Consider the following 26,415-nt stretch of genomic DNA (forward strand, 5'->3'; position numbering starts at 1 on the left):
ATGTCATAGGTCTTCGCATGTCCTTTCTTTCCAGCAACAGGCCCGCACGTGGCGTACTGAAGTTGAAGACGCTGTCGCTGGCGATTGTCGCCAGTCTGCCCGGCCTGGTCATGGCCGATGACGCTACGGAAACCTTCAATACCACCTTCCTGCAAGGCTCGCAGTCACCGGTGGACTTGCAGCAATTGCTCTCTGCCAACAGCGTGCTGCCGGGCACTTACCGCGTCGACCTGTACAGCAACGAAGTGCTGGTGGGCCGACGCGATATCGACTTCAAGCGCAACCCGAAAAACGGCCGCGTCGAAGCCTGCCTGACCCTCGACCTTCTCAAGCAACTGGGTATCGACCTGCACCGTTTGCAGGCCGAGGGCAAACTTGACCCGCAGCAGCCGCAGGACTGCTACGCCCTTGCCGACATGATCGAAGACGCCAGCGTGCGCTACGACAGCAGCCGTCTGCGCCTGCTCGCAAGTATCCCGCAGGTGGCGATGCAGCGTGGCTTGCGCGGGTATGTCGACCCACAGTTGTGGGACGACGGTGTGCCCGCCGCCTTCATCAACTACCAGCTCAACAGCAGCCGCACCGCCGGCGACTACAAGACCCGCATCGCCAATAACCTGGGCCTGCGCAATGGCATCAACCTGGGCGCCTGGCGGCTGCGCAACGAGTCAAACCTGAGCGGCGGCACCGATCGCTCGAACACCTTCACCAGCAACCGCACTTACTTGCAGCATGACGTCACCGCGATCAAGGGCCAGTTCAGCGCCGGTGAGATTTTCTCCGACACCGACCTGTTCGACAGCGTGCGCTATCGCGGGGTCAAGCTCGCCTCGGATGATGGCATGCGCGCCGACAGCGAGCGCGGCTATGCACCCGTAATCCGTGGGGTGGCGCAGACCAACGCGACGGTGGAAATCCGCCAGAACGACTACATCCTCTACACCGCCAACGTCGCGCCAGGCCCGTTCGAGATCAACGATATCTACCCCAGCGGCTCCAACGGTGACCTGCAAATCACCGTGATCGAAGCCGACGGTACGCGGCGGGTGACGATGCAGGCGTTCTCCAGCCTGCCGATCATGGTGCGCGAAGGCCAGGTGAAATACAGCGTCTCGGCGGGCACGTTCAAAAGCAATGCCGATGGCCTGGCAACCCCGCGTTTTTTTAGCGGTACGCTGGCTTACGGCTTGACCAGCAACCTCAGCGGGATTGTCGGTGTGCAAGCCAGTGAGGACTACAGCGCGCTGTCGATCGGCGCCGGCCGGAACACCTCGTTCGGTGCGTTCTCCCTGGATACCACCCATTCGTCCAGCAAGGCCCAGGGGCGAACCTCCCAGGGCAGCAGCGTACGCGCCTTGTACGCCAAGACCTTTGCCGGCACCGATACCAACTTCACCCTGGCCGCCTATCGCTACTCCACCGAGGGCTATCGCACCCTCACCGACCATGTGGAAGACAGCAGCGAAGACCTGCGCGTACGCACCGGCCACTCGAAAACCCGCACCGACCTGACCATCAACCAGAGCATCGGACGCAACAGCGAATTCGGCAGCCTGTATGTGAACGCCAGCGACCAACGCTACTGGAATCGCGGCGGCTCCCAGAGCTTTTCCGCGGGCTACACCGGCAACTGGGGCGACCTGAGCTACAACCTTGGCGTGACGCGCACCAAGCAGATCGTCACCTGGGGCGAGCCGAGCAGCGACACGCAGGTGAACCTGTCGGTGTCTTTCCCGCTGGGCAGCCAGGCCCGCGCGCCACGGGCGTTTGTCACCACCAGCCACCAACGTGGCGACACCACCACCCAGGCAGGCATCAACGGCTACGTGGCCGACACCAGCGACACCTTCTATTCGGTGCAGGCCGGCCACAGTGACACCAGCGGCGACTCAGGCTCGGTGAACATCAACAGCCGCACCGCCGTGGCAGACGTCAGCCTCGGTTACAGCCAGGGCCAGGGCTACAACTCACAGAACTTCAACCTCGCAGGCTCCGTGGTGGCTCATGCGGGTGGCGTCAACCTGGGGCAGACGGTCAGCGAGACCTTCGCCCTGGCCGAAGTACCAGGCGTCGCTGGAGCCAAGATCAGCAGCTACAGCGGGGTGGAAACCGGTTACAACGGCTATGCGGTGGTGCCCACTGCGCAACCTTACCGGGTCAACTGGATCAGCCTGGACACTCGCGATCTGGGTGGCGACGTGGAAATCACTAACGCCACCCAGCAGCTGGTGCCGCGCCGTGGCGCCATCGTGGTGGCGCATTACAGCGGCACCACCGGGCGACGGGTGTTGTTTGAGTTGTTTGATGCACAGCATCAACCGCTGTCGTTTGGTGCCTCACTGGAAGACGCCAATGGCAAGCAGTTGGCGATTGCCGACCCCAATGGTAATGCCCTGGCGCTGGTGGAAGAGGATCAGGGCACACTGATCATCAAGTGGGGGGAACAGCGTTGTCGGGCCACCTATGCGTTGCCACCGCCGAACAAGGCGCTGAACTATGAGCGCCAGTCACTGGTGTGCACGCCTTGATTGTGCGGGTGATTGCGCTACTGTGCTGACCACGCGCCTACCCTCTGCGAGACTTGCCCATGCGTAACTTGTTCTTCGCCAGTGCCTGCCTGTTGACCACCGCCCTGGCAGGCTGCCAGCAAACACCACCGGCCAACGACCAACTCGACGCCGTGCTCTGGACCCAGACCTCCATCGAGCACGAGCTGATCTACCGCCAGCTCTTCGCCAACGCCACCCGCCAACTCGATGTAGCGCTGGCCGACCCAGACTGGGACGCCCTGCCTTTGCCTGCACGCAAGCTGACCGGTTTGCCGCCGGCGGTGATTGTGGATATCGACGAGACGCTGTTGGACAACGTGCCGCTCAACGCTCGCGACATCATCAACAATCAGGTCTATTCCTACGATCGCTGGAATACCTGGGTCGAGCAGGCCAAGGCCCAGGCGCTACCAGGTTCCGTGGCGTTTCTGCAGGCGGCCAGGCAAAAAGGCATCAAGGTGTATTACCTCACCAACCGCGAGCACAGCCAGGTCGCGGCCACCGCCAAAAACCTGCGTTTGCGCGGCTTTCCGATTGAGAGCGACGCACAGATCCTGGCGGCCAGCACGCCTACCGGCCACTGCGAAAGCGCCGGCTATGGCAAGAATTGCCGTCGCCAGTGGGTCGCCAATCATGCCCGCGTGTTGTTGATGGCCGGTGACTCGCTGGGAGATTTCGTGCAGGCCGAACACAACACCCTGGCTGCGCAGCGCAAGGCCGTCGAACCCTATGTGAACTGGCTGGGGCAGCGCTGGTTCCTGCTGCCCAACCCGAGCTACGGCAACTGGTACAGCGCGCCGTACGGGGATGATGAAACCTTGCCGTTTGCGCAGAAACGCAAGCTCAAGCAGCAGGCATTGTTGTTGCAGGAATAGAGAGTAGCCCCCTCCCACATTAGAAAACCGAGAGCCGTTCATCCCACTCATTTGCACCGCGGCCCTCATATCATCACACTCGTTATCCACCCGCCGGCTCAGGAACCGCAAATGTCTCACTCCTTGCTCAAGCCTGCGCTGCCCGGCATTGCGCTGCGGCGATGGCGTTTGCTGCACCGCGTCAAGCAAAGCCATGCGGCGCAGCTATTCAACGTCACGCAATCGACTATTTCGCGCTGGGAAAGTGGCGTACAAGCGATGGATCCGGCTGCGCACCAACAGCTTGAGCAGTTGTTGGCAGCCCGACTTGATGCAGCCGCCGATCAGGCATTGGCCCGGCTGGTCAGCGAGAGTTCGCAAGCGATGCACTTGGTGTGCGACCTGACGCACCGCCTGCTCGCGTGCTCGCCCTCCCGCGCACGCCAGTTCAGCAGCCCGCTCGCCGAGCTTATGGGCCAGTCGTTGTGGCGCTTCGCAACGCCGCAAATCCAGCTGATCGAAGCCAGCCTGGAGCATACCGGCTGGCGTGAAACCCAGGCACCACCGGCCCTTGAATTCACCACTGGAAGCAACGACTCCAATCTCGTGCCCATACGCCCAAGCCTGTGTCGCTGGACACGCATGACCCTCAGCGATGGCAGCGCAGCACGCCTGGTCGAGACACTCTGAAAGCCCACCGCGCATATTTTATGCGTGGACGATCTGCGCTCGCGCACCTAGGCTTACCTGCACAACCGACCTTGCGGGGCAGCATCATGGACATGGAAAAAATCAAAGGCCGTCTCGATTTTCTGCGCGAAGCGGAAAAACTCAAGGATGTGCTCAGAAGCGCCCACACGGCTTCGGGCCGCACTGAAAGCACGGCCGAACACAGTTGGCGCCTGTGTCTGATGGCGATGGTGTTCGCCGATCAACTGCCCGGCCTGGACCTGCTGAAAATCCTCAAGATGTGCGTTATCCATGATTTGGGCGAAGCCATCCACGGCGATATCCCGGCGGTCAGCCAGGCGGCCTTTCCCAACAAGGGCGAACAGGAGCGGCTCGACCTGCTGCTGTTGGCGCAGTCCCTGGACAGCCCCCTGAAAGCCGAGATCCTGACGTTATGGGATGACTACGAGAACGCGCGCTCGCCGGAAGCAAAAGCCGTCAAGGCCATGGACAAACTGGAGACCCTGCTGCAGCACACCCAAGGGCTGAACCCGCCCGATTTCGATTACGCCTTCAACCTGGCCTACGGTAAAAAACACACAGATGCCGACCCCTTGTTCGAAGCGCTGCGGGCATTGATCGATCGGGCGACAGAGCAAAGGCTCCACGCCGCAGAGTGACGGGCGGCATCACACCGCCCGAGCAGCAATCGCCTCCACTTCCACCAACGCCCCCGGCAACGGCAGCGCCACCACTTGCAACGCTGTCCGCGCCGGTTTGTTCGGCTGCTCGGGCGTGCCGAAGAACTGCGTATACCCCCGCTGTAACCCGGCGAAATCCAGCTTGCCGTCGGTTTCTTCCGCGCCGACCAGAAATACCCGCAACTGCACGATATCGCCCAGCTCCAGATCCTGCTGCTGGAGGATTTTGCGCAGTTTGTTGAACACTGAAACAGTCTGTACTTCGGTGTCGCCGTAAACCCCAGGCACATTCGGGTCGGCGAGGTCGGGCAGCGTGCCGCTGACGAATATCAGACTGGCCGAGGCCGGCACGGTGACGGTTTGCGAGATGGGAAAATCGCCCACGCTGGTGCGTTGAATGCTGTCGCTCATGGTATTGCTCCTCAAGAGGCGGCCACAGCCGCAATCTGTCGTTGTTGAGTGATGTGCTCGGCCAGTTGCGCCACCACATGGCGCGCGGAGTTGGCCGCCGACTCCTGCCAGATGCCCACGCCACTTTGCACCAGGCCGTCGCCGGCGAAGTACACCCGGCCATGGGGCCGTTCCAGCAAGGCGTGGGCCTGGGCGGGGAAGTGTTCGCGTTGCAGCCACGGGCCTTCGCTGTAGGGGATCTGTTCCCAGGACACCGCCAGTGGATGACGCAAATGTTTGGAATAACCTGGATGCAACAGCTCTACGGCTTGTCGGGAGGCGGCGTGCTGCTGTTCGAGTGGCTGTGCGCCGAACACGTCGGCGCCCTCCCCGGTCACGTAACCGGCCACCAGCACGCCCTCGCGGGTGTTGAGGTCGTTGCTGGGGTACCACAGCAAGCGCGCCGGGTGCTCGACCCATGACAGGCCGCCATAGGTGCGGTAATCGGTTTCCCAGAAACGTGGGGATTGCCACGCCACCTTGGTCGCCTGGTCGCTGCGCGTGCTGAGCAAGGCGGCCTTGACCGGGTCGCTGAAGTCGCTGTCCAGCCTGGCCAGCAGGGGCAGCGGCAAGGTCGAGACCAGGTAATCGGCACGCACCACCTGTTCGCGGCCGCTGTGCTGGTCGTGATAGGTCACCGCCACGCCCTCCTCCAACTGACGGATCTGCCGCACCTGGGCGCCCAGTTGCACCTGCTCATGCACGCGTCGGTAGAGGGCGTCGGTGATGCGGTCCATGCCGCCCACCGGCTGGAACATGGTGGCTGAAAATTCCGGGAATTCGGTGTGCAACAAAGCGCCCCAGAGTTCCGGGTGCAGCAAGCGCTCCAACCCCAGCGGCTTGTGGCGGGCGGGCAAGGCGCCAGGGTGGGCGGCGGATTCAAGGTGCCCGGAACGCAGGGTGCCCTCGAAGGCCAGCTCCTGGGACAGGTCGCCGTACACCTGCAAAAAACCCAGCAGGCGCGTGCGCTCTTCACCACTCAACACATCGTCAAGGGCGTCACGTTGCACCGCCCTGGCCAGCAACCCGGACAGGTGCCCACGGGTATCGTTGAGCGCCTGGCCGACGCTGAACGCCGGCTGGCTCAGGTCCGGCCGCACCTGGGCGCCATGGCTGCTGTTGACCAGCACTTCCAACGGCACGCCCAGCTCACTGCAATAGTCGAGGATGGTGCGGTGCTGGCTGGGAATGCGCGCCGGGCCGGCGTTGAAATACTGGCCCGGATCAAACCCCACGGTTTGCGAGCGACCATCCTTGTAGGCCACGCGATCGCCGTTGCGCAGGGTCCAGGTGCGACCACCTACGCGCTCACGGGCTTCCAGCACCTGCACGCTGAAGCCGGCGCGACTCAGTTCCAGGGCCGTGACCAATCCTGCAATCCCGGCGCCCAGCACCAGCACGCGGGTGCCCTGCCCCAGGCCATCCTTGAGTTTCAGCGGTTGCGGACGGCGGTGTGACGATGGGCCCAGACCCAACACCGCCAGTGCATCCTTGACCGCCTTCTCACCGCCCACTGCGGCAATGCTCGACAGCGCTTCACGTCGTGTCAGTCCCATGTCGATGCTCCTAGTCCGGCAAGCCCGGTGGGTTGATCAGCGACTTGTCGACGCGTTCGACATCCAGGCCCCAGCGTTGCAGCACCTGCTCGTATTGGCCCCCGGCAATCGCGCCCTCCAGGGCGGTGTGGATAGGCTGGACCAGGCCGTTGTCCTTGCGCGTGGTCACGGCGATATCGGCCTGCAACGGCCACCCACCGTTGACGGTGCCGACGCGCTTGATACCGCCGGTGATTGCCGCCGAATAGGCGTACACCGAGTTCGGCCCGAACAGCGCATCGCTGCGCCCTGACTGCACCGCCAGTTGCGCGGCGGCCTGGTCGTCGAAGTATTGCAACAGCGCAGGCTTGAGGCCGGCTTTTTCATTGGCCTCGTTCCAGGCCAGCAGGACCTTTTCCTGGTTGGTGCCGGAGCCGACGATGATCTTCAGCCCGGCAATGTCCGCCGCTTGCTGGATCGCGTTGATCTTGCTGGTGCTCTTGACGTAAAAGCCGAGCACGTCCTGGCGGTAGGTGGCGAAGTCAAAACGCTTCTTGCGTGCCTCGGTGACGGTGACGTTGCTGATCACCGCATCGTATTTGCCCGAACTGACACCCAGGGGCCAGTCTTCCCAGCTGGTCTGCACCACGTTGAGTTGCAGGCCGAGGCTGTCGGCGACCAATTGCGCGGTGTCGGCTTCGCTGCCGATGGTGGTCTTGTCGTCACTGGCAAGCAGCGCCAGAGGTGGCCCTGCTACGCCGGACACCGCCACAGTGAACTTGCCCGGCTGGGCGAACTTGAAGCCCGGCGGGATCTGCGCGATGGCCGCTTCATTGCGCGGCACATGGATGCGCGGGCGGTCGGGGCTGAGATCAACCTGTTGCACAGCGAAGGCATATTGCGCGGTGCTGACGGCAAGCGCCAGCAAGGTCACGCGGGTGGTGTTGATGAACATGGGCACTCACTCCTTGAACTAAAGCACCTTGCCGAGAAAGGCCTGGGTACGGGGATGGCGGGGTTGGCGGAAGATCTGTTCGGGCGGGCCTTCTTCGATCAGTTGACCGTCGCAGAGAAACACCACGTGGTCGGCCACTTCACGGGCAAAGCCGATCTCGTGGGTGACGATTACGAGGGTCACGCCCAGTCGGGTCAGGCCCTTGATCACGTCCAGCACCTCGCCTACCAGCTCAGGGTCGAGGGCCGAGGTGGGCTCGTCGAACAGCAGCACCTTGGGGTCCAGCGCCAGGGCGCGGGCAATGGCGACGCGCTGTTGTTGCCCACCGGAGAGCTGGCGCGGGTAGGCGTCGGCCTTGTCCGCCAGGCCGACCTTGGCCAGCAACTCGGCGGCCTTGAAGTGCGCTTGGGCCTTGCTCCAGCGCTTGTGGGCCAACGGCGCTTCGGCGATGTTTTCCCAGGCGGTGAGGTGCGGGAACAGGTTGAAGTTCTGGAATACAAAGCCGACGTCGATGCGACGCTTGAGGATCTCGCGCTCCTTGAGTTCGAATAGCAGGTCGCCCTTGCGTCGATAGCCGACATATTCACCGTCGATGGTGATATGCCCGCTGTCGATTTTCTCCAGGTGGTTGATGGTGCGCAGCAGGGTGGACTTGCCCGAGCCGGACGGGCCGAGGATCACTGTGACCTTGCCGGGGTCGATGGTCAGGTCGATGTTATCGAGCACCTGCTGGTTGCCAAAGCGCTTGCCCACGCCCTGGATCTGGATGCGCCCGGCGCGTGCTTCAGCCATGGGATTTCTCCTTGAGCCACAGGCGCAGGCGCTGCAACGGCGTCGGCGGCAGCACCCGCGCGGTGCCGCGGGCGAAATGACGTTCGACGTAGTACTGGGCGCTGGTGAGCACGGTGGTGATGATCAGGTACCACACCGTGGCCACGATCAGCAGCGGGATCACCGCCTGGGTACGGTTGTAGATGACCTGCACGGTGTAGAACAGCTCGGGCAAGGCCAGCACATAGACAATGGAAGTCCCCTTGACCAGGCCGATGATTTCGTTGAACCCAGACGGCAAAATCGAGCGCAGCGCTTGGGGCAGGATGATGCGGAAGATGCGCCGCGAGGCCGGCAACCCCAGGGCCGCGGCTGCTTCATGCTGGCCGGCCTCCACACCGATCAGGCCACCGCGGATGATCTCCGCCGCGTAGGCGGCCTGCATCAGGCTCAAGCCAAGCACCGCCACGGTGAATTGACTGAGCACATCCACCGTCGACCACTCGGCGAACACCAGATCGGTGAACGGCACACCGAGCACGATGTGGTCGTACAGGTAGGCAAAGTTGTAGAGGATGATCAGCACCAGCAGCGCCGGCATCGAGCGGAAAAACCAGATATAGCCCCAGGCCAATGCGGCCAGCAACGGTGAGCCCGACAGCCGCGCCAACGCCAGCGCCGTGCCAAGGATGACGCTGAACACCGTGCTCAGCAGCGTCAGCAACAGCGTCTGCCCCAAGCCGCGCAGCACTGACGGCGAGAAGAACCACTGGCCGAACACCCCCCACTCCCACCGCGGGTTGGTGGCCAGGGAATGCACGATGGCCAGCAGCACCAGCGCGGCGAAGATCGACCCGGCCCAGTGCCAGGGATGCCGGGCGGGCACCACTTGCAGCGCCGTGATCGGCGTGGAGACGCGGTGCTGACGCAGCGGTTGTACGCTGACCTCATCAAGCAGGTCGTAGGGTTTGGCGACAATGGGCATGTGCTATTCCTCGCAGGCCTTAGAAGGCGTAAGTCAGCCGGGTGTAGTAGTACCCACCGGTAAAACCGTAGGGCGAATAAGTGCCGTAGCTGGCAACCATGGTGCTGCTCGGCACCCCTTGTTTCTTGGGGTATTGGTCGAACAGGTTCTTGGCGCCGATGGCGATGTTCAGGTCTTTGGTGAGGTTGTAGCCAAGGTCGAGGTCGGTGATCCATTTGGCGCTGTAGACCCGGTCCAGGTCGCGGTTGGCCGATGAGTTGACCTCCTTGTAGGAACCGTAGCGAGTCAGGGCCAGGCTGAGATTGAAGCGTTCGATGCTCCAGTCGCCACCAAGGATCAGCTTGGTATTGGGCTGCACGCCGGTGATCAGGTTGCGGGCCTCGCGATCCATCAGGTCATAAGGCCGGCCAAGGATGCTGGTGGACGCCTTGTAGTTCTGGATTCTGGTCTGGTTCCAGTTGAACGCAGCGGTCCACTTCAGCGCGCCGAACGCGCCCAGGTCCTGGTTGTAGCTGCTGACCAGGTCCAGGCCCTTGGTGCGGGTGTCGGCGCCATTGATAAAGTACTGGCCGCCGGAGGTGGAGTTGATGCCGTTGTTCTGCAGTACCTGGGTGACTTCAGGGCCAAGCAAGGTGCCTGTCAGGGTGATGCGGTCACGTAGATTGATCACGTAGGCATCGGCGGTGAAGCTCAGGCGGTCGGTGGGTGTAAGGGTGAAACCGAGGCTGAAATTGGTGGAGCGTTCGGGCTTCAACTCTTCGGCGCCCAGCGCCTTGGCCGCCGCCGACCCCACCGGCAGCACGCCGTAATTGATCGACTGGTACACGCCGTCCACCACGCCATAGGTGGTGGAGCGCGCACTGAACAAACTGTTGGCCAGGGACGGCGCCCGAAAGCCATTGCTCACCGTGGCACGCACCGCGAACTGCGGCGTGAAGTCGTAGCGGGTGGTCAGCTTGCCGCTGCGGGTGGCACCCACGCCTTCGTTGTAATGCTCATAGCGCAAAGCGGTGCCAACGTACCAATCCGGCAAGGGGTTGAAGCCCACGTCCACATAACTGGCCAGGCTGTTGCGAGAAGCGCTGCTTTCTTCCTGCGGGGAAATACCGTTGGTGACCTGGGCTCCGGACGAGGCACAGTTACCCGGCGCCACGCAGTAGCCGCCGTTGGCATAAGACCCGTAGTCACCGGCCTGTACCTCGTAGGTATCGCGCCGATGCTCGAAGCCATAAGACAGGTCCAAGGGTTTTTGCAGGCCGATATCAAAGCCGCGTTTGAAGTCCAGGTTGGTGGTCAACTCGGTGGAAATCCAGGTGCCGGAGGTAAAGCTGTTCGGCGTGGCCTCGCCCAGGGACGGGTTCTGGTTGTGGGTGGTGCCCTGCTCCGCTTCATTGCGCCCGTAAGTGGTGGACAGGTCCCAGTCCCACTCACCCAGGGTGCCCTTGCCGCCGAAGGCCGCCTGGAAATCATCCTCGTCGATGTACCAGGTCGGGGTGTACCCGGCCGGGTAGCCGTTGGGCCCGGTAGTGATGGTGTTGGTGATGGTCGGCAAGCGGAAGTTCTGGCCCTGCTCTGCTTTGCGTCGCGAGTAGGTGGTGAAGGAGTACAGGCTGAGGCTGTCATCGATCGGCAGCTCGGCGTTGTAGCCCAGGGTCAGCAGGTTGGTCTTGGGCGTGCCGTAGCCGCCATAGGTGGACTTGCCTGCCAGGCCATACGCCTGCTCGTAGGTGTAGCCATTGGCGCTGGCCTTGTTGTCATCGTTCTGGCTACGCGCATCCAGAGCCAACTGCACGATGCCGCCGTTACCGATTTCGAAGCCCTTGTTGAGGCTTTGCTGCACCGTCTGTTTCTTCCCGTCGTAGCCAAGGCCGGTGTTGGTCACCGAAGTGCCGCTGGTGTCGGCCTTGAGGATCACGTTGATCACCCCGGCGATGGCATCGGAACCGTATTGGGCCGCGGCGCCATCGCGCAGCACTTCCACATGGTCGATGGCACTGATGGGGATCAGGTCCAGATCCGCCGGCGCCGCGCCAGTGTTGATGCCGTTGATATTCAAGGTGGCGCTGGTGTGGCGGCGCTTGCCGTTGACCAGCACCAGTACTTCGGCGGAGCTCAAGCCCCGCAGGTTCGGCGCCCGGGCAATGCCGCTGGCGTCCCAGCCGGTTTTTTCCGGCAAGGTCAGCGACGGGATCACTGCGCTCAACGCCTCCATCAACCCGGGCTTGCCGGTGCTTTGCAGTTGCTTGGCGCTGACCACATCAATCGGCACCGGGCTGCTGGTGACCGTGCGCTGCTCGGCGCCACGGTTGCCAGTGACCACGACGGTGGACAGGGTGCTGTCGTCCTGGGCTTGCGTCGCTGCAGCCAGCAAGGACAACGTCAGGGCGGCGGTGGGTTGTAGAACGTGCTTCATATCCATTCCCGGCTTTTTCCAAATCGCGAAATCGAGCAGGCACGCGCCTGACGCGGCGTGACCGGTGTTCAAAAGGCGTTTCGGCTTGGGCTAGGTGTGGGGCAAGCGAGGGGTTTGAAGTGGCAACATACGTTGAGCTCCCGTCCAACGACTCTGCTGCGGGGGATAGTCACCCGGTCAGGCGCGCAGAATCTGAATCACGCTGGGTACCATCCGAGGTCAGGGGTAGGCTGTTGAACTCAAACATAACGGAATGAATTTCAAAAATATAATGCTGTTTTGGCATAAGCTAATATTCTCTACTTTCATTATTATTTAATATTTTTATTCATAACGGTAATGTTTAACCCATCAGCAGCAGAGAGATTCTGGGCTAGGGAGGTTGCCCTCGATAGCATAGGTATCTACACAACTTTGCAGCCGCCAACCGTAACCACGATGCGAAGCGAGCCGCTCGTGATCTTGATCTGCTTTTGATCCTAGGCGCCCCGTTAAACCACGCTGGCCGGAATTCGACAGGGATTTGGGGGGTAAACCGGCAGGGATGCCGGTTTAGCCGCCGTCAGGGCGGAACCCTAAGTGGCCGTTACCACAGGAATGGATATGTACTCGGTATAGCTGTGTTGGCTGTCAGGCCGTCATCGCAGGCAAGCCAGCTCCCACATTTGGATCGCGTCGCATCATTTAGGTAGTCGCTGGCAGTCAAGCCGCCATCGGGAGCAAGCCCCCTCCCACATTGGTACTCGGAGCAGCCAGGATTATTGAGCCGGCCGCAACAGTTGCATCTGCTGGCGATAATCATCCGTCACCTGCCGTGCCTGGCTGCTGCTGGTAATGACTCTTGGCGTAATGAGCACTATCAACTCTGTACGGTCCTTGGACTTGCCAGTATTGCCAAACAACCACCGCAACCCCGGTATCTTCCCCAGATAAGGCACGGCACTGACACTCTCGGCGTTGTCCTGTTTGATCAACCCACCAAGCAATACCGTCTGCCCACTCTGCACCGCCACCTGAGTCGACACCGAGCGTGTGGAAATGCGCGGGTTCACCGGCGTCTCACTGCTGCCCGCCGGGTTCTGGGCATCACTGACCTGCTGCTGGATATCCATGTACACCAGCCCGCCCGGATTGATGCGCGGCACCACATCCAGGATCACCCCGGTCTGCACGTATTCGACACTGCTCAAGGTGGTGTCGGCGTCACCGGTGTTGACGGTGGTCTGGCTGATGGGAATGTTATCGCCCACCTGAATCTGTGCCGGCTGATTGTTCATCACCACCAGCGACGGCGCCGACAGCACTTGGGTGCGGCCGTTGGTTTCCAGGGCGTGCAAGGCCACTTGCAGGTTGGAGCTGACAAAGGAGTAGAACAACGAATCCGCCGCCCCCAGCCCCGCCCCGCCACCGCCCAGGGCGCCTTGGCTGCCGGAGGCGTTGGCCACCGTGGTGCTGGTGGAATTGCCCGCCAGGCGGCCCAGATACCACTGCACACCCAGGTCCAGTTCACCGGTGAGTTTGACCTCCAGGATGCGGGTCTCGATCTGCACTTGCAGCGGTGGGTTGTCCAGGCGCTTGATCGCTGCTTCGATCTCTTTCCATTGTGCCGGACGGGTGCGCACCAGCAGCTGGTTGCTGCTCTTTTGCGCGGTGATGCGGGTGCCGGCTTCAAGGTCGCTGGTGGGGGGCGCCTGGGTATTTTCGGCAGGTTCGGATTCGGGTTCGTCGGGTGCAGGCGCTGGGACATTGGCCTGCAGCCCAGCGCTGGTGGACGAGGACAAGGTGGTGGTACGCAACCCCGGCGCGACCTTGGCCGGTGCGTCGTCCTTGATCGCGCCATTGCCGTAGATCTGCCGCAAATATTTGGCCAGGTCGGCGGCCTTCATATTGCGCACGTCGTACACATACATCTGCGGCTCGTTGCCGCCGCCCTCGTCGATGGTGCGAATCCAGTCACCCACCTCGCTGAGGTACTCGGGCTGAGACGAAATCGCCACCACCGAGTTGGTGCGCTCGACCGGCAAAAATCGCAACATACCCGCCAGGGGCGTGCCGCTGTCGGCGCCGAACATGGCTTGCAGCTCGGGCATCAGTTCGGCCACCGAGGCGCGTTGCAGGCCGAAGACCGCCACGGACATGCCCTTGAGCCAGTCCACATCGAAAGTGTCGATGGTGTCCTGGTAGTTGGCCAGCTCTTCCGGGGTGCCGGCCAGGCTCAGTACGTTGCGCGCCGGGTCGACCAGCAGAAACGCATTCTCTCGGGCGAAGGGCTTGAGCAGTTTCTGCATCTCGGTGGCCGAGATATAGCGCAGCGGGAAGAGTCGCGCCGAGAGCCCGCTGGAGGGCTGCGTCACGCGCATCTGCGGCACCAGCTTGCCCGCCACCGCCTGGCTGGCCGGCAGGATCACGTAGCGGCTGCCCTGCTTGATCATGGCGTTGTCGGTCCAGGACAGCAGGGTTTCGAGGATCGACAGAGCCTGCTGCTTGTCCACCGGTTTTGACGTGGAGAAGCTGACATTGCCCTTCACGCCCTCGGCGATGCTGTAGTTCTCGTGCAGCAAGTCGCCCATCACGCTGTTGATCACCGCTTCGATGGGCTGGCTCTGAAAGTTGAAGACGATGTCGCCGCCCTCCTCCTGGGCTTTTACCGGCGCAGTGGGTTTACGCACGAACGTCTGATTGCCACGAATCAGCTGGCGCTGCGGCGGCGACTTCGCCTCGGGCAGAGCGCTTTGCATCGCAGGCGCCGCATTCGGCGGGCGTTGCGAACCGGTGCCTTGCAGCGCCTCGTTCAGCAGCTGTTCGTCCGGATCAAGGCGGTCGGGTAAGGATCCACAACCGCCCAGGGAGACGGCAGTGGCCAGGCAAAACAGCGAAGTGCGCATATCGATCAAGGGAGGGGCTCGCGGGGATGGGAAATCAGGGGTAACCGCTTGCCGTAGAGGCTCAGGGTCTGGGTGCGCCCGTTGAGGGCGAAACGGGCGTATTGCGGGGTCAGGTGTTCCAGGCGCCAGCCGTTGGGCAGCGTCTGGCCCAGGCGCACCGTCAGGGGTGGGCCGCCGGCTTGCTTGAGCATGGCCATTTGCAGGTTGCCGGTGATCATGATGCCGCTGAGGGTCAGGTTGGCCAGGCTCGCCACCTGGGTCTTGCCGACCACGCTGTCCGGGCGGCGATCGGGGCTGAACAGCGGCGTCTGCCAGGTGCTCGCAAGCTCTTGCAACGCCGGCGCCGGTGCGGCCTGCACAGCGACGGAGGGCTGCGCAGGTGCAGGCGCCTGCGGCAACCATCGCGGTTGATCACCGATGCTGCTGAGGATCACCGCCATCAGTACGCCCAATAGCCCGGCCAAGCCGAGCAAGCCCCACTCCAGGGGGCGCAGTGCACCGATCATGGCGCCACCTGCGCCGGTTGCAGGTAGCCACGCACCAGCAGTTGCACCGCCAGCTTGCCCGCCCCGCCAGTGGCCGGTGCCTGTTTGCTGCGGCGAATGCGCAACTCATCGACAAACAGAAACGGCGGCTGGTATTCCAGCGCGTGCAGGATCGCGGTCAGCGGTTCGATGGCGCAGTTGAGCGTGAGGCTGACCTTGACCTGCCGATAGGGCTCGCTGCTGTCCTGTTCGGTGGTGATGGGTTTGCGCTGGGTGAGGTTGCAGCCGCCGCCAAGGTTGGCGTGGCTGTTGATCAGGTCGGCCAGACGCTGCATCAGGTCGGCGGCGACCACATCGGGGTCATCGCCTGGCAACAGGCTGGCGCTGCTGGCCGGGTCTTGCCGCGCCAGCTCAAGCTGCTCGCGCAATGCATCGCCCTGGTGCAACACGGCGGCGTAGCGTTGCTGCTGTTCACGCAACTGCTGGGCTTGCTCGCCCATGGTGCGCAACGGGCCGGCGAACCAGCTGTCGATCAGCAACCAATAGGCCGCACCGAGTACCACGGCCAGGAGCAACAAGGCCCCGCCACGACGTTCACGGGGTGTGAGGGGTCGGCGCATCGGCGGCCTCCGGGCGTAAGTGGGCACGCAAGGCAAACTGGTCCTTGCCGGTGCGCGCATCGGGTTGAATCACCCCTTCGAACTGGGCGTTGTCCAACCGCCGGCAGCCTTTGATGCGGGTGATCAGGCCACTGGCCTTGGCACTTTGCCCGGAGAAGGTCACCTCAGCGTCCTTGACGTCCAATTGGTCGAGCCAAGTGTCGGCGGGCAGACAAGTGGTCAAGTCATTGAGCAGCGCAGCCAGCGGCGGTTGCGCCAGTTTGCGCTGGGTGAGGTACTGCGCCGCGCCGCGGGTATTGAGCAGTTGCTGGCGCAGGGCGTGCACCTGGGCGACCTGGGCTTTTTGCTGCTGCACGGTGGCGTGCATGGCGTCGAGTACACGCTGGCGGTCGTTGAGCCACAGCAACATGGCGGCGATCAGCAAGGCACCGCACAGCCATGGCAGGCTGCGCTGCAAATCCTTGCCCCTTCGGCGTTGGCGCGAGCGTAACGGTGCCGGCAGCAGGTCAATGCCCAGGCCCGCCACATCGACGCGATGGGGATGCAGACCGAGGGCAGCGCAGTCGCTGAGAATCCGGTCCAGACGCTCGCGCAGGATCGCCACCAGCGTGACCTCAAGGTGGGTGGGTGTGCGCTGCTCCTGACGCGCCACGAAGTACAACTGCTCGGCGTCGAACGGGGTGTAGCGGTCCAGTTCATAGCCGACCACCGCCGTGAGATTGCGCGCGGCCGCCAGGGGCAATTGCAGGCGTTGCTGCAGCACCACGTCAGGACCGAGCATCAGCACCTGGCAGGCGCTGCCGGGGATAACCGGCGCCGTCAGCGGCCAGTGATGGATCTGTTCAGGCGGCTCTTGCGGGGCCAGCCAGCTCGGCACACAGCCGCGCAGCTCGGTGAGCCACAGGTGCCAGCCTTGTTGCAACAGGCTGCCGCGCCACTGGCGGGCGATAGGTTCAAGTCGATTCATTCTTGCCACCGCACCACCCGATAGGGTTGTGCACGGTCCTCCGCGGGGCTCAATAAGACGGTGAGTTGCAGGCGTGCCTGATAGCCGCCGGGGCGCTCGGCACGGCTGTCGATTTCCAGCACCTGGCCGGGGTCGGCGCCCTCGGCGTTTTGGCGTGGCAGGTTCAATGCCTTGCGCATCAAGGGGCTGGCAAATGCCGGATCGGGTCGATCCAGGTCGCTCCATAAGGTCATTTCCGGCAGTAATTGGCTGTACAGGGCCTGGGTCATACCGGGCAGTTGCCGCACTTCTTCCAGCACCCGAAACGGCGCCAGGCCCTGATGGCGCCGAGCCTCAAGCGCCTGGACCAGCTGATGGGCCTGGGCCGGGGTAGCGCCGCAAGCCAGGGCCAGGTGCAGCAAGTCATCGGGGTCGGCGTTGACCAGGTACAGCTTGCCGCGCTCACTGCGCAGGCGGACCTGTAGGCGGGCGTCGTCGAAGGTCAGCGCGATGGCACGCCCGTCCGCCACCCAGTGCCGATCAGCCATGACCTGGGCAATACCGGCTTCGGCGGCCAACAGCGTCTGGGTGTGCTGGCGGTACCACAGCGCCTGGCGACTTTGCAGTTGCACCCAGGCAGCCAAACCGCCGAGCAATAGGCTGAGTAAAGCCAGCACCCACAGCACCAGCAGCAACGCCGCTCCGCGTTGGCGCTTCATTGTTCACTGCTCGCGCTGCCGAGGTTCAGGCGCAGGGCAATCACTTGCGTCAGCCACGGCACCGGCCCGTTGACGCTGGCGTCGATGCGTACTGCGACGGGCAAGCGCCGGGGCCAGGGCCACGCGCTCAACCAGCCGGTGGGCTGGCCCAAGGGCGATACGCCGCGATAACTCAATTGCAGCGCCTCGACGTTATGCAGCAGCACTTGCGGTTCAGCGCGCTGGGCGTTGGCAGCGGATTGCAACTGCGAAAACGCCACCTGAAAATCCTGTTCTACCCGTTGCAGGGTAAAGCGCTGGATGCCCCCGCCGAGCACGCCGGGCAAGGTCGCCACAAACTGCAGGCGCTCTGCCGTACCGATAAAAAAACCGTCGGCCTGGCTGTCGTCTTCAATGATATTCAAGGGCAACGCCTCGCTGATCGCGGTGCGTAGAAACTGTTGGGCGGTGCGCATTTCATCCAGGCTCACGGTGTAACTTTGGGCCTTGGCCACCGCCCGATTGGCGCCCAGCAACGCAGCGCCCACCAGCAATAACAATATCGAAAGCAGGCTGAGCACCACCAGGATCTCCAGCAAGGTGAAGCCCTGCTCGCGGCGCTTCACAGGCGGGCCTTCAAGGTGCTGAAGCGGGCCTGATGCGCGCCTTCACGCAGGTTCAGGTCGAGACGAAACAGATGGGGCTGTTGCCGGGTACTGGTCAAGTGCCAATGGATGCCATCAAGTTCGCCTTGCAAGGTGCCCTCGCTCAGCGGGCCGGCCGCTTCCTGGTCCAGCAGCGTGAGCGCGGCCTGGGTTAGCCGGTCGCTGTGGGCAACCTGGGCCAACGAGCGCGCACTCTGGCCGAAGGCAACCAGCAACACACTGCTGCACACCGCCATCAACGTCAGGGCCGCGAGCATTTCCAGCAGGGTAAAACCGGCCTGATGCTTCATGGCAGCGCCCTGGACTGCACGCTGCCGGTGAGCCAGCCAATGTCGATACGCCAACGCCGGGCGCCGCTGGCCAGCAGCAGGTTGCCGCCGGTGGAACTGCCATCGGGGTAGAACACCACGGCGGCGCCCGCCTGCTCGGCACTGTGCAACGTCACCTGCAACGGTGCCTGCCACTGTTGCGGGGCACGCCCTGGAGCCCGGAACGTCAGACGTTGCAGGTCGAATTCGGTGCGCGCCGCCCGGCCGCTGACGATCGCCCTCGCCCGCGTGGCGCGCAGTGCCTCGACCATCTGCCCCACCACCCGCCGCTCCTGAGCCACTTGCAGCCCCTGGCGCACACCCAGCCCCAGCAACCCGGCCGCGACGCCGATCAATACAATGACCACCAGCATCTCCAGCAAGGTAAAGCCGCGCTGGGCCATGGGCGGGTTACTCCCAGTTACCCAAATCGGCACTGTAGCCCTCGCCGCCCGGTTGACCGTCCTGGCCGTAGAAGATCAGGTCGAAGGCGCCATGCTGCCCGGGGAAGCGATAACCGAACCCGTGGCCGAACGGGTCCTTCAACTCCGAAGGCTTGGCATAGGGGCCCGCCCAGCTGGAGGCATTGGCGGGCTTGTCGAGCAGCTGTTGCAGGGTGTTGGGCGGCGCGCCCACATCCAGGGCGTAGCTGTCGATCTTCATGCTCAAGCTCGCCAACTGCGCCTTGCCTGCGCCGTATTTGCCCTTGTCCACATTGCCGCCGACCTGGCGCACGACAATGGTTGCGACGATGCCCAGCAGCACGATCACCGCGAGCATTTCCAGCAGGGTGAAGCCGTTTTGGCGGTGCCGGGTTCTCATTGATTCCACTCCATGAAGGTTCATATATGGCTGGTGAGGCTCATCAGCGGCAGCATGATCGCGAGCATGATTACCGCCACCAGCACCGCCATGATCACGGTCAGCGAGGGCACCAGCGCAGCGAGCAGGCGGTCGATCGCGCGCTTGGCCTCGACGTCGAAGATGTCGGCGACCTTGAGCAACATGCCGGGCAGTTCACCGGCGTGTTCGCCGACCTCGATCATTTGCAGGGCCAACTGCGGCAACAGCGGCTGACTGCCAAACGCTTCGGCCAGGGTGCCGCCGCCTTTGACCTGTTGCGCCGCCAGCGCCACTTGCGCCTGCAATGCACGGTTGCTGCAGACCTGCCGGGCGATCACCAGCGCGGGCAGCAATGCCACGCCATTGCAGAGCAAGGTGCCGAGGGTGCGAGTCAGGCGTGCGGCTTGCACCCGTTGCAGCAGCGGGCCGACCACACGGATGCCCAGCAGATGACGGTCGTAGCGTTCGCGGCGGTTGGGGTCGCGCAGGCGCGTCGCCAGGAGCCCGGCACTGATCGCCAACCCGGCCAACAGCACCAGGCCATAGGCCGACAAAAACTCGCCAAGCCCCAGGATCACTTGGGTGATCAACGGAATCGGCACGCCCAGATCCTGAAAAATCGGCACGAATTGCGGCACCACATAGGCCAGCAACAGCGCCAGGGAACCCAGTACGCCCACCACCAGGAACGCCGGGTAGATCAGCGCGTTGATCACCTCGCCACGCAGTCGCTGGCTGCGCTCCAGGTAGTCGCTGAGCTGGCGCAGGGTGTCTTCCAGCGCACCACCGGCTTCGCCCGCGCGCACCATGCTCAGGTACAGCGCAGAAAACGTATCGCCCTCTTCTTCAAGCGCAGCCGACAGCGGCTTGCCGGCCTTGACCTGCTCACGGATGCGCTCGATCAAGGCCCGCACCTGGGGTTGGCCGGGTTGCTTGAGCAGCAGGTTCAACGAGCGTTCAAGGGGCTGACCGGCGCCGAGCAGCGTCGCCAGTTGCTGGGTGAAACTCACCAGCGCTGCACCCTTCAACGGCCCGCGTACACGACGTAACGAGGCACTACCCGTCGTTTCAATATGCAGCAGCAACCAGCCACGCTTGTGCAAGATGGCGACGGCGGCGGCCTGGTCGGCAGCTTGCAGCGTGCCTCTCTGGGCGGCGCCCTGGCTGTCCAGGGCACGGAACTTGAACAGGCTCACGCATCCTCTCCACGGGTGACGCGCAACACTTCTTCCAGGGACGTGACGCCCGCCAGCGCCTGACGCAGGCCGTCTTCATACAAGGTGCGCAAACCGCCGCGACGGGCGGCTTGCTCAAGGGTGGCGGCGTCGGCGTGGGCCATCAGCAGGCCACGCAACTCATCGTTCATCACCAGCAATTCGGTGAGGGCGCTGCGGCCGTGGTAGTCGCCGTGATACAGCAGAATCGGGCGCTGCTCGGTGAGGCGATCCAGCCCGTGTTCCTTGATCAACGCCGGCGGCGCCTGGAACGCGACTCGTGTGGCCGGGTCCAGGCGCCGCACCAGGCGTTGGGCGAGAATGCCGCTGACGGTGGAGGCGATCAGGTAGCTTTCCACGCCCATGTCCAGCAAGCGTGTGATGCTGGCGGCGGCGCTGTTGGTGTGCAGGGTTGAGAGCACCAGATGGCCGGTAAGTGAGGATTGGACGGCGATGCGGCACGTTTCCAGGTCGCGGATTTCACCGATCATGATCACGTCCGGGTCCTGGCGCACGATGGCGCGCAGCGCTCCGGCAAAGTCCAGGCCGATGGCGGGCTTGACCTGGATCTGGTTGATGCCTTCAAGCTGGTACTCCACCGGGTCTTCCACGGTGATGATCTTGCGTTCGGCGGTGTTGAGCCGCGCCAAGGCGGTGTACAGCGTGGTGGTTTTACCCGAGCCTGTGGGCCCGGTGACCAGCAGGATGCCGTGGGGCCGCTCAAGCAAATCAAGGAAGGCTGCCAGGCGCTGGCCATCAAAACCCAGGCTTGGAAAGTCGAACTGCACGGTTTGCCGGTCCAACAGGCGCATCACCACCGACTCGCCGAAGCTGGTGGGCACCGTGGACACGCGCAAATCCAACGCCTTGCCCTGGATGCGCAGCATGATGCGCCCATCCTGGGGCAGGCGCCGCTCGGCGATGTCCAGGCGCGCCATGATCTTCACTCGCGAGATCACCGCCGCCGACGAACTGGCGGGCGGTGCTTCGGCGTCGTGCAGCACGCCATCGATGCGGTAGCGCACCTTGAGCTGGTTTTCGAAGGGTTCGATATGGATATCCGACGCCCGTTGTTCCACGGCGCGTTGCAGGATCAGGTTGACCAGGCGAATCACCGGCGCTTCGGAAGCCATGTCCTTGAGGTGCTCGATATCTTCGAGGGCACCACCCTGCTCATCGAGGTTTTCGATCAGCGTGCCCATGGCCGAACGGCCCTGGCCGTAGTAACGCTCGATCAGGCCCTCTACGTCGGTATGCGCGCCGATGGCCAGCCATACAGGAACTTGGCAGGCATACGCCAGGGCCTGGAACGGGTACCGCTGCGTCGGGTTGGCGGCCAGCACGCGCAGGCCGCCCTCGTCCCAGCCCATGGGCACCAGGTGGTAGTGACGCAGGAAACGCTCGGTCACGGCAGGTAATGGGTCGAGCAACGGCGGCGCAGCGTCGGCCGCCAGCAATGGCGCAGCCAGCAGATCGGCCCAGGCGCGGGCCAGTTCGATTTCGGACACCAGACCCAGGCGCGTGAGTAAACCCAGCAGGTCGCGAGGGTCATCGGATAAGCGCCGGGCGCGTTCCAGATCCAGCGTTTTAAGCCCGGCGTGCTGCATCAGCCACGCACACACCTGGTCGGTGTGCGGGATGTGCATCTTGCAAGCATCGATGGGGGCTGAAGACATCATTGAGGAATATCTAACGTTGCGAAAAGTATGGCTATTTGGAACTACCGAACAATGCCATTAGTTCGCCACAGCCGATGCAGGAGTTAGCCGGGGGTATCGACTGGAAGTTATAGCTCTAGTTCCGGCTGGCGGGAAATTAAATACAAAACATTGCCAAATGCACTGATTTAGAGCGTTAGCAGCCAATAGCCACTAGTTGCACTTAGCCATACCCCGTAATGACTCGGTACTTTCCCTTTCAATTAACTGACAGTGCAAAAGATTCAAGCGTGCAACTTCACCCTCGATCGGTAATACACCCAGACTTTGCAGAACGCGGGTGGCGGCTAATACACCAATCTGCAGGGCCGGTGGCTGGATCGTGCTGAGGCTGGGCAGCAACATCTGCGCGAAGGGGTAATCGCCAAAGCCTAATACGGCGCAGTCCTGCGGGATGTTCAGCCCCGCTCGTTGACCGGCGAGCAAACCACCGGCAGCCAGGTTGTCGTTGGCAAAGAAAATCGCGTCGGGCCTGGTCACCGCCCCCATCAGCGCCTCCATGGCCTGCTTGCCCGCCTCGAAAGGCGCACGGTCGGCGTCGGGGACGAAGACCCACGGCTGCACACCTAGCTCGCTGAGGGTCGCAGTAAAACCATCACGGCGCTCCGGCACGTAGTCCCAGGTTTCCACCACCGGGATGTCCACCTCGGCGATCATCTTTTCGATGCCTGGGCTATGGAAGCGACTGGTCAGCACCAGCGCGGCCGCCAGCAACTGCGGAGCGAACTGGCCCAGCGCGAACAGCTGACACTGGCGCAACTGGGCCGACGCATTGCCGGCGGACGCGGTCATTACAGCTTGATCGGCACGCCTGTGCAGATCGCCGATGAGCTGCAGCGCTGGTTCGAAGAAGGCGCGGCGGATGGCTTCAATATTCTGGTGCCACACCTGCCGGGCGGGCTGGAGGATTTCGCCCGCCTGGTCGTTCCCGAGTTACAGCGGCGTGGCTTGTTTCGGCGCGAATACACCGGCACCACACTGCGAGAAAACCTCGGCCTGGCGCGCCCGGCCAACCATTTCAAGGAGACCCGAGCATGAAAATCCCCACCCTGCTGCTGGCCCTGCTGCTGACCCAGACAGCCTGGGCGGCCGATCTATTAACCTTGCGCATCGACTACCAGAAAGGCTCCATCGCCCAATCGCCCTGCAACAACGCCACACCAGTACTGCGCGCCGGGTTAACCGATGTATTGCTCACGGGAATACTGATCAGGTGTGGGAAATTTCCTTGGCGCGTAACTAATGAGCAGGTGTGATTCGCGATGAAGATGGTTCACGCGGGAAGGCATTTATTCCCGGCATGAAAAAGCCCAACCTATTCAGGTTGGGCTTGATCAGAAATAGAGTGGGACGCAGGGATTCGAACACTCGACGCCTGGCCCCCATACAGGCGGACGTTGTGAAAGCCATAATCAGCAACAACAGTGGCGCATCAAGACAAAGCCGGCCTCTTGCTGCTCAGCGTGGCGCCCCTCTGGATACTCTCACCGTAGCGCGCCCGCCTTGGCGATCAACTCACGCAATCGGGAATCCTTAGGCTCAAACACGTCGAGGAGCCCGATCGCCTTAAGAGCGGGCAGAGATTGAATAATTTCTCGCTCAGCCAGCAGTTGATCATCCATGCTCGCGCCTGGATTACTCCAAACTCGTACGTTTGCCAAAAAGGCACCCACCGTCCCTTTACGTACGGTCACTCCCTCAAATGTTGCTTCGTTTGTGTCGTCGGCAAGAACGTCTTCGGCACGCATATCCGTCTCCGCAGTTGGGTTGCTTTAACTTCTCGGCCTTTCGGAAAAGGGCATCACGCCGACAATAACGTAATTATCTTGCGCTGACATTTAAATGAAAACCCGGCGCTTGGCCGGGTCCGTTGATGCTCAGTTGTCAGGATGCTCACTGGCTACTGAATCGGCAGCGTCCACGTCCGACATATCTTCCTCGAGGGGTGCCTCGTCGTCCGGTGGCAGCGGGATATGATCCTCATCGCGCTTTGGATCATGACCGGCCTCATTGTCCGTTCCACGCGTTACTGCCTGCTGTGAAATATTGCCTGGGGCGTTCTCGTTGATTTCCATGCTGTCTCTCCGCTCTAAAGCGCGACAAATACGCACTTAAACATTGGAGCAGGCGTGTAACAGGGAGTGCCGAACTTTGGACGAACGGAAGATCCCGAGGCGGTGTTGGGCGTAAGGACGCCAGCACCAGCAGCCATAACGGCGACTGAGGATCCCGCCAAGGGCTCACGCAGTAGCCCTGTATGTCATCCGCCTTGGCCTGATTGAGTAGTTTCAGCCAATCAATGACTTCCTTGTCGAGGCCCCTTATGGCACTTCCTCACACCGCCTGCATCTTCCTGTATTTCCTGTTGCTCAGCACTGTCTGGCCCAGCCATGCCAGAGATCTGGCCGAGGGCCTTACCGAGCAGTCACCGTCTGTGGCCCTTGAAAATAAAAACCACCGTTATCCGCAATGGACCGGCATCGGTTCACTGGAAAACGCCTTAGGCCAGACCTGCAATGCCGTTCTGCTCGACACGCGCAATCGCCAAGGTAAGGCCGTCGGGCCGGCTTATGTGCTGACCGCCGGGCATTGTGTGTTCTACAGCTACGGTACAGCGCGCGTCCACCAGGCGCTCACCGCCGACGTGACCTTCAACTACTTTCATGACACACCCGAACGGCGTATCACCTACGCCGTCAAGACGGCGCATTGGAGCAGCATGGCGGGCACTGACCTGGCCGTGCTCGAACTGGATACGTCACTGGCGGTGCTGGTGGCCAAGGCGATCATGCCACTCAAGCTGGCCTCCCAGCGTCAGACATCGGATCGGGAGGTGATCAACGTGGGAGCGCCGACTGGCTTTCTGAAAAAGGGCCTACGCATGAGCGCCTGCGTGGAATCGACCCTAAACAGTTTTGCCGAACATCCCGGCGTGTTCCCCAGCGCCTTGCGCAACCGCTGCAACGGTCTGCGCACAGGCAGCTCCGGCAGTCCGATGCTGGACCGGAACACCAATGAAATCACCAGCATCATCAGCAAGGTCGCGTCTGCCATTCAGAAAGACATTCTCAATAGCTGCCAGAACAACTCGGCGTGCGAAGCCGCCAAATTCAACTACAGCTACCCCGTCAACGACTTGTACTACTGCTTTGTAGACGGTGTTTTCCGTAACGACACCCCAACCTGTCAGCTCAAGGCGGTTGAAATCACGCTGGATGAGCCGTGGAACCTGAAGCCCTATGTGCATTTAAAACGTGACGCCACCGACCAAATTACCCGTCCGACTTGGAACCTGAGGTTCTCGATCCAGGAACCGTTCTACCGATTCAAAGCCGTGAATCACATCAGCGATTGCGCACGCACACACGGCTACCAAGTCGCTGCCGCTTCTGACGAGGCCTACATCAACCAGCCCATCGGTCCAGTGCTGGGGCCGCATGTGTTATGCATACTCGGGGTGCAAACGGCCGAACAGCCGCTGACCGAAGCGCTGCTGCGCAATGCGTTCACCCATTCGGTATTCCTGACCAACCCGGCACCGGCACCGCAGCTCAAGCACCGCTATCACATCGCCTGGGAAAACCAGCAGAACGGTTTTAGCCAGCATTATTACTACAGCGTGAACTCGGCGATCAGCACCATCTGCGGCGATATTGACGACGATCGCTACACCTTGGCCATGGACGGCATATTCCTTGATATAGCAGAGCTGCCGGTCACGTTATGCAGTTATGCACGCAACAACGCCGGGCAACCGTCGGCCATTCGCACAGACATGATCACAGGCGCAACGGTTCGCTCGCAGCGTCAGGCCAGGTGAGGCAGCGAGCTGTTTTAAGCAAATGTTGATGAGTCAAGTCAGCGCAATCGAGGGCAATGCCCGAAAGGCACGACTTGAGCGGGATCACTGGGGCTCTCCCCCGCCGAACCGCAGCGGGGGCGACCCGGTTACTGAATCGCCCCGGGTTTCGTAGACACCTCCATGCCTTAAACTGAGGCCAATCAGGAGGTGCCATGAGCAACCCACGTTATCCCGAAGAATTCAAAATCCAAGCGGTCAATCAAGTGACCGAAAAGAAGCTTCCCGTCGCTGACGTAGCGGCGCGTCTTGGCGTGTCGACGCATAGCCTCTATGCCTGGATAAAGCGCTA

General features: G+C 62.4%; 25 protein-coding genes and 3 pseudogenes. 7 read left to right on the top strand and 21 right to left on the bottom strand.

What is annotated here, in order from left to right; genetic code table 11:
* Positions 1–17: 17 nt before the first annotated feature.
* The 4 genes from J1G33_RS26360 to J1G33_RS26375 all read left to right on the top strand — a co-directional run bounded on the left by J1G33_RS26360 (position 18) and on the right by J1G33_RS26375 (position 4,752).
* A complete protein-coding gene (locus J1G33_RS26360) occupies positions 18–2,528 on the top strand; it encodes a fimbria/pilus outer membrane usher protein (protein ID WP_223019068.1) in 2,511 nt (836 codons plus the stop codon).
* Between the two features lie 59 nt (positions 2,529–2,587).
* Positions 2,588–3,424: an HAD family acid phosphatase gene (locus J1G33_RS26365; RefSeq protein WP_223019069.1), complete on the top strand. Its 837-nt coding sequence runs from the start codon at positions 2,588–2,590 to the stop codon at positions 3,422–3,424.
* Between the two features lie 111 nt (positions 3,425–3,535).
* Positions 3,536–4,093: a helix-turn-helix transcriptional regulator gene (locus tag J1G33_RS26370; protein ID WP_223019070.1), complete on the top strand. Its 558-nt coding sequence runs from the start codon at positions 3,536–3,538 to the stop codon at positions 4,091–4,093.
* 86 nt (positions 4,094–4,179) lie between these two features.
* The gene (locus J1G33_RS26375; RefSeq protein WP_005789605.1) at positions 4,180–4,752 is read left to right on the top strand and encodes an HD domain-containing protein; all 573 of its coding nucleotides are present in this window, start codon (positions 4,180–4,182) and stop codon (positions 4,750–4,752) included.
* A gap of 9 nt (positions 4,753–4,761) precedes the next feature.
* Here J1G33_RS26375 and J1G33_RS26380 read toward each other — a convergent pair whose 3' ends face one another.
* From J1G33_RS26380 to J1G33_RS26465, 18 genes and pseudogenes are all read right to left on the bottom strand, one after another.
* Complete coding sequence (locus J1G33_RS26380) at positions 4,762–5,184, bottom strand: RidA family protein (protein WP_223019071.1); 423 nt, start codon at positions 5,182–5,184, stop codon at positions 4,762–4,764.
* A gap of 11 nt (positions 5,185–5,195) precedes the next feature.
* Complete coding sequence (locus tag J1G33_RS26385) at positions 5,196–6,779, bottom strand: FAD-dependent oxidoreductase (protein ID WP_223019072.1); 1,584 nt, start codon at positions 6,777–6,779, stop codon at positions 5,196–5,198.
* Positions 6,780–6,789: 10 nt separating this feature from the next.
* Positions 6,790–7,713, bottom strand: a complete 924-nt coding sequence (locus J1G33_RS26390; RefSeq protein ID WP_223019073.1) for an ABC transporter substrate-binding protein — start codon at positions 7,711–7,713, stop codon at positions 6,790–6,792.
* A gap of 18 nt (positions 7,714–7,731) precedes the next feature.
* Positions 7,732–8,505, bottom strand: coding sequence for an amino acid ABC transporter ATP-binding protein (locus J1G33_RS26395; RefSeq protein WP_032880317.1), 774 nt, complete (start codon positions 8,503–8,505; stop codon positions 7,732–7,734).
* The gene (locus J1G33_RS26400; protein ID WP_223019074.1) at positions 8,498–9,469 is read right to left on the bottom strand and encodes an amino acid ABC transporter permease; all 972 of its coding nucleotides are present in this window, start codon (positions 9,467–9,469) and stop codon (positions 8,498–8,500) included. The genes J1G33_RS26395 and J1G33_RS26400 overlap by 8 nt, the downstream gene beginning before the upstream one ends.
* Positions 9,470–9,488: 19 nt before the next feature.
* Positions 9,489–11,882 carry a TonB-dependent receptor gene (locus J1G33_RS26405; RefSeq protein WP_148853612.1) on the bottom strand — a complete coding sequence of 798 codons (2,394 nt, stop codon included), beginning with the start codon at positions 11,880–11,882 and terminating at the stop codon, positions 9,489–9,491.
* Between the two features lie 758 nt (positions 11,883–12,640).
* Positions 12,641–14,767, bottom strand: coding sequence for a type II secretion system secretin GspD (gene gspD, locus J1G33_RS26410; RefSeq protein WP_223019075.1), 2,127 nt, complete (start codon positions 14,765–14,767; stop codon positions 12,641–12,643).
* Between the two features lie 5 nt (positions 14,768–14,772).
* Complete coding sequence (locus J1G33_RS26415; protein ID WP_223019076.1) at positions 14,773–15,273, bottom strand: general secretion pathway protein GspN; 501 nt, start codon at positions 15,271–15,273, stop codon at positions 14,773–14,775.
* A complete protein-coding gene (gene gspM, locus J1G33_RS26420) occupies positions 15,270–15,872 on the bottom strand; it encodes a type II secretion system protein GspM (RefSeq protein WP_078821829.1) in 603 nt (200 codons plus the stop codon). The genes J1G33_RS26415 and gspM overlap by 4 nt, the downstream gene beginning before the upstream one ends.
* The gene (locus J1G33_RS26425; RefSeq protein WP_223019077.1) at positions 15,847–16,839 is read right to left on the bottom strand and encodes a PilN domain-containing protein; all 993 of its coding nucleotides are present in this window, start codon (positions 16,837–16,839) and stop codon (positions 15,847–15,849) included. Before J1G33_RS26425 ends, gspM begins: the two co-directional genes overlap by 26 nt.
* Positions 16,836–17,537, bottom strand: coding sequence for a hypothetical protein (locus J1G33_RS26430; RefSeq protein WP_032880306.1), 702 nt, complete (start codon positions 17,535–17,537; stop codon positions 16,836–16,838). Before J1G33_RS26430 ends, J1G33_RS26425 begins: the two co-directional genes overlap by 4 nt.
* The gene (locus J1G33_RS26435) at positions 17,534–18,142 is read right to left on the bottom strand and encodes a prepilin-type N-terminal cleavage/methylation domain-containing protein (protein ID WP_078821832.1); all 609 of its coding nucleotides are present in this window, start codon (positions 18,140–18,142) and stop codon (positions 17,534–17,536) included. Before J1G33_RS26435 ends, J1G33_RS26430 begins: the two co-directional genes overlap by 4 nt.
* On the bottom strand, positions 18,139–18,471 hold the full coding sequence (locus J1G33_RS26440) for a prepilin-type N-terminal cleavage/methylation domain-containing protein (RefSeq protein WP_032880303.1): 333 nt from the start codon (positions 18,469–18,471) through the stop codon (positions 18,139–18,141). The genes J1G33_RS26435 and J1G33_RS26440 overlap by 4 nt, the downstream gene beginning before the upstream one ends.
* A complete protein-coding gene (locus J1G33_RS26445; protein ID WP_223019078.1) occupies positions 18,468–18,893 on the bottom strand; it encodes a GspH/FimT family pseudopilin in 426 nt (141 codons plus the stop codon). The genes J1G33_RS26440 and J1G33_RS26445 overlap by 4 nt, the downstream gene beginning before the upstream one ends.
* A 7-nt stretch (positions 18,894–18,900) precedes the next feature.
* On the bottom strand, positions 18,901–19,311 hold the full coding sequence (gspG, locus tag J1G33_RS26450; protein ID WP_087945255.1) for a type II secretion system major pseudopilin GspG: 411 nt from the start codon (positions 19,309–19,311) through the stop codon (positions 18,901–18,903).
* A gap of 20 nt (positions 19,312–19,331) precedes the next feature.
* Entirely contained in the window at positions 19,332–20,528 is a 1,197-nt protein-coding gene (gene gspF / locus J1G33_RS26455) for a type II secretion system inner membrane protein GspF (protein ID WP_223019079.1), read from the bottom strand.
* Positions 20,525–22,222, bottom strand: coding sequence for an ATPase, T2SS/T4P/T4SS family (locus J1G33_RS26460; RefSeq protein WP_032881279.1), 1,698 nt, complete (start codon positions 22,220–22,222; stop codon positions 20,525–20,527). Before J1G33_RS26460 ends, gspF begins: the two co-directional genes overlap by 4 nt.
* Positions 22,223–22,417: 195 nt before the next feature.
* A pseudogene (locus J1G33_RS26465) lies at positions 22,418–23,011 on the bottom strand (substrate-binding domain-containing protein); the annotation flags it as partial.
* On the opposite strand from J1G33_RS26465, the pseudogene J1G33_RS26470 reads away from it, so the two are divergent.
* Positions 22,961–23,302 (top strand): annotated as a pseudogene (locus J1G33_RS26470) (nitrilotriacetate monooxygenase); the annotation flags it as partial. The pseudogenes J1G33_RS26465 and J1G33_RS26470 overlap by 51 nt on opposite strands.
* 91 nt (positions 23,303–23,393) lie before the next feature.
* On the opposite strand, the pseudogene J1G33_RS26480 reads toward J1G33_RS26470, so the two are convergent.
* From J1G33_RS26480 to J1G33_RS26490, 3 genes and pseudogenes are all read right to left on the bottom strand, one after another.
* Positions 23,394–23,480 (bottom strand): annotated as a pseudogene (locus tag J1G33_RS26480) (aquaporin); the annotation flags it as partial.
* Between the two features lie 268 nt (positions 23,481–23,748).
* Entirely contained in the window at positions 23,749–24,012 is a 264-nt protein-coding gene (locus J1G33_RS26485) for a hypothetical protein (RefSeq protein WP_078821836.1), read from the bottom strand.
* A gap of 129 nt (positions 24,013–24,141) precedes the next feature.
* Positions 24,142–24,339, bottom strand: a complete 198-nt coding sequence (locus tag J1G33_RS26490; protein ID WP_032880294.1) for a hypothetical protein — start codon at positions 24,337–24,339, stop codon at positions 24,142–24,144.
* A 248-nt stretch (positions 24,340–24,587) separates the two neighbouring features.
* Between J1G33_RS26490 and J1G33_RS26495 the strand changes: the two genes are divergently transcribed.
* Both J1G33_RS26495 and J1G33_RS26500 read left to right on the top strand, forming a co-directional pair.
* Complete coding sequence (locus tag J1G33_RS26495; RefSeq protein WP_223019080.1) at positions 24,588–26,084, top strand: trypsin-like peptidase domain-containing protein; 1,497 nt, start codon at positions 24,588–24,590, stop codon at positions 26,082–26,084.
* A gap of 194 nt (positions 26,085–26,278) precedes the next feature.
* The coding region (locus tag J1G33_RS26500) for a transposase (protein WP_147480608.1) at positions 26,279–26,415 on the top strand (137 nt) is incomplete at its 3' end.

This window comes from Pseudomonas sp. P867, assembly GCF_019891455.1.
GTDB lineage: Bacteria > Pseudomonadota > Gammaproteobacteria > Pseudomonadales > Pseudomonadaceae > Aquipseudomonas > Aquipseudomonas synxantha_A.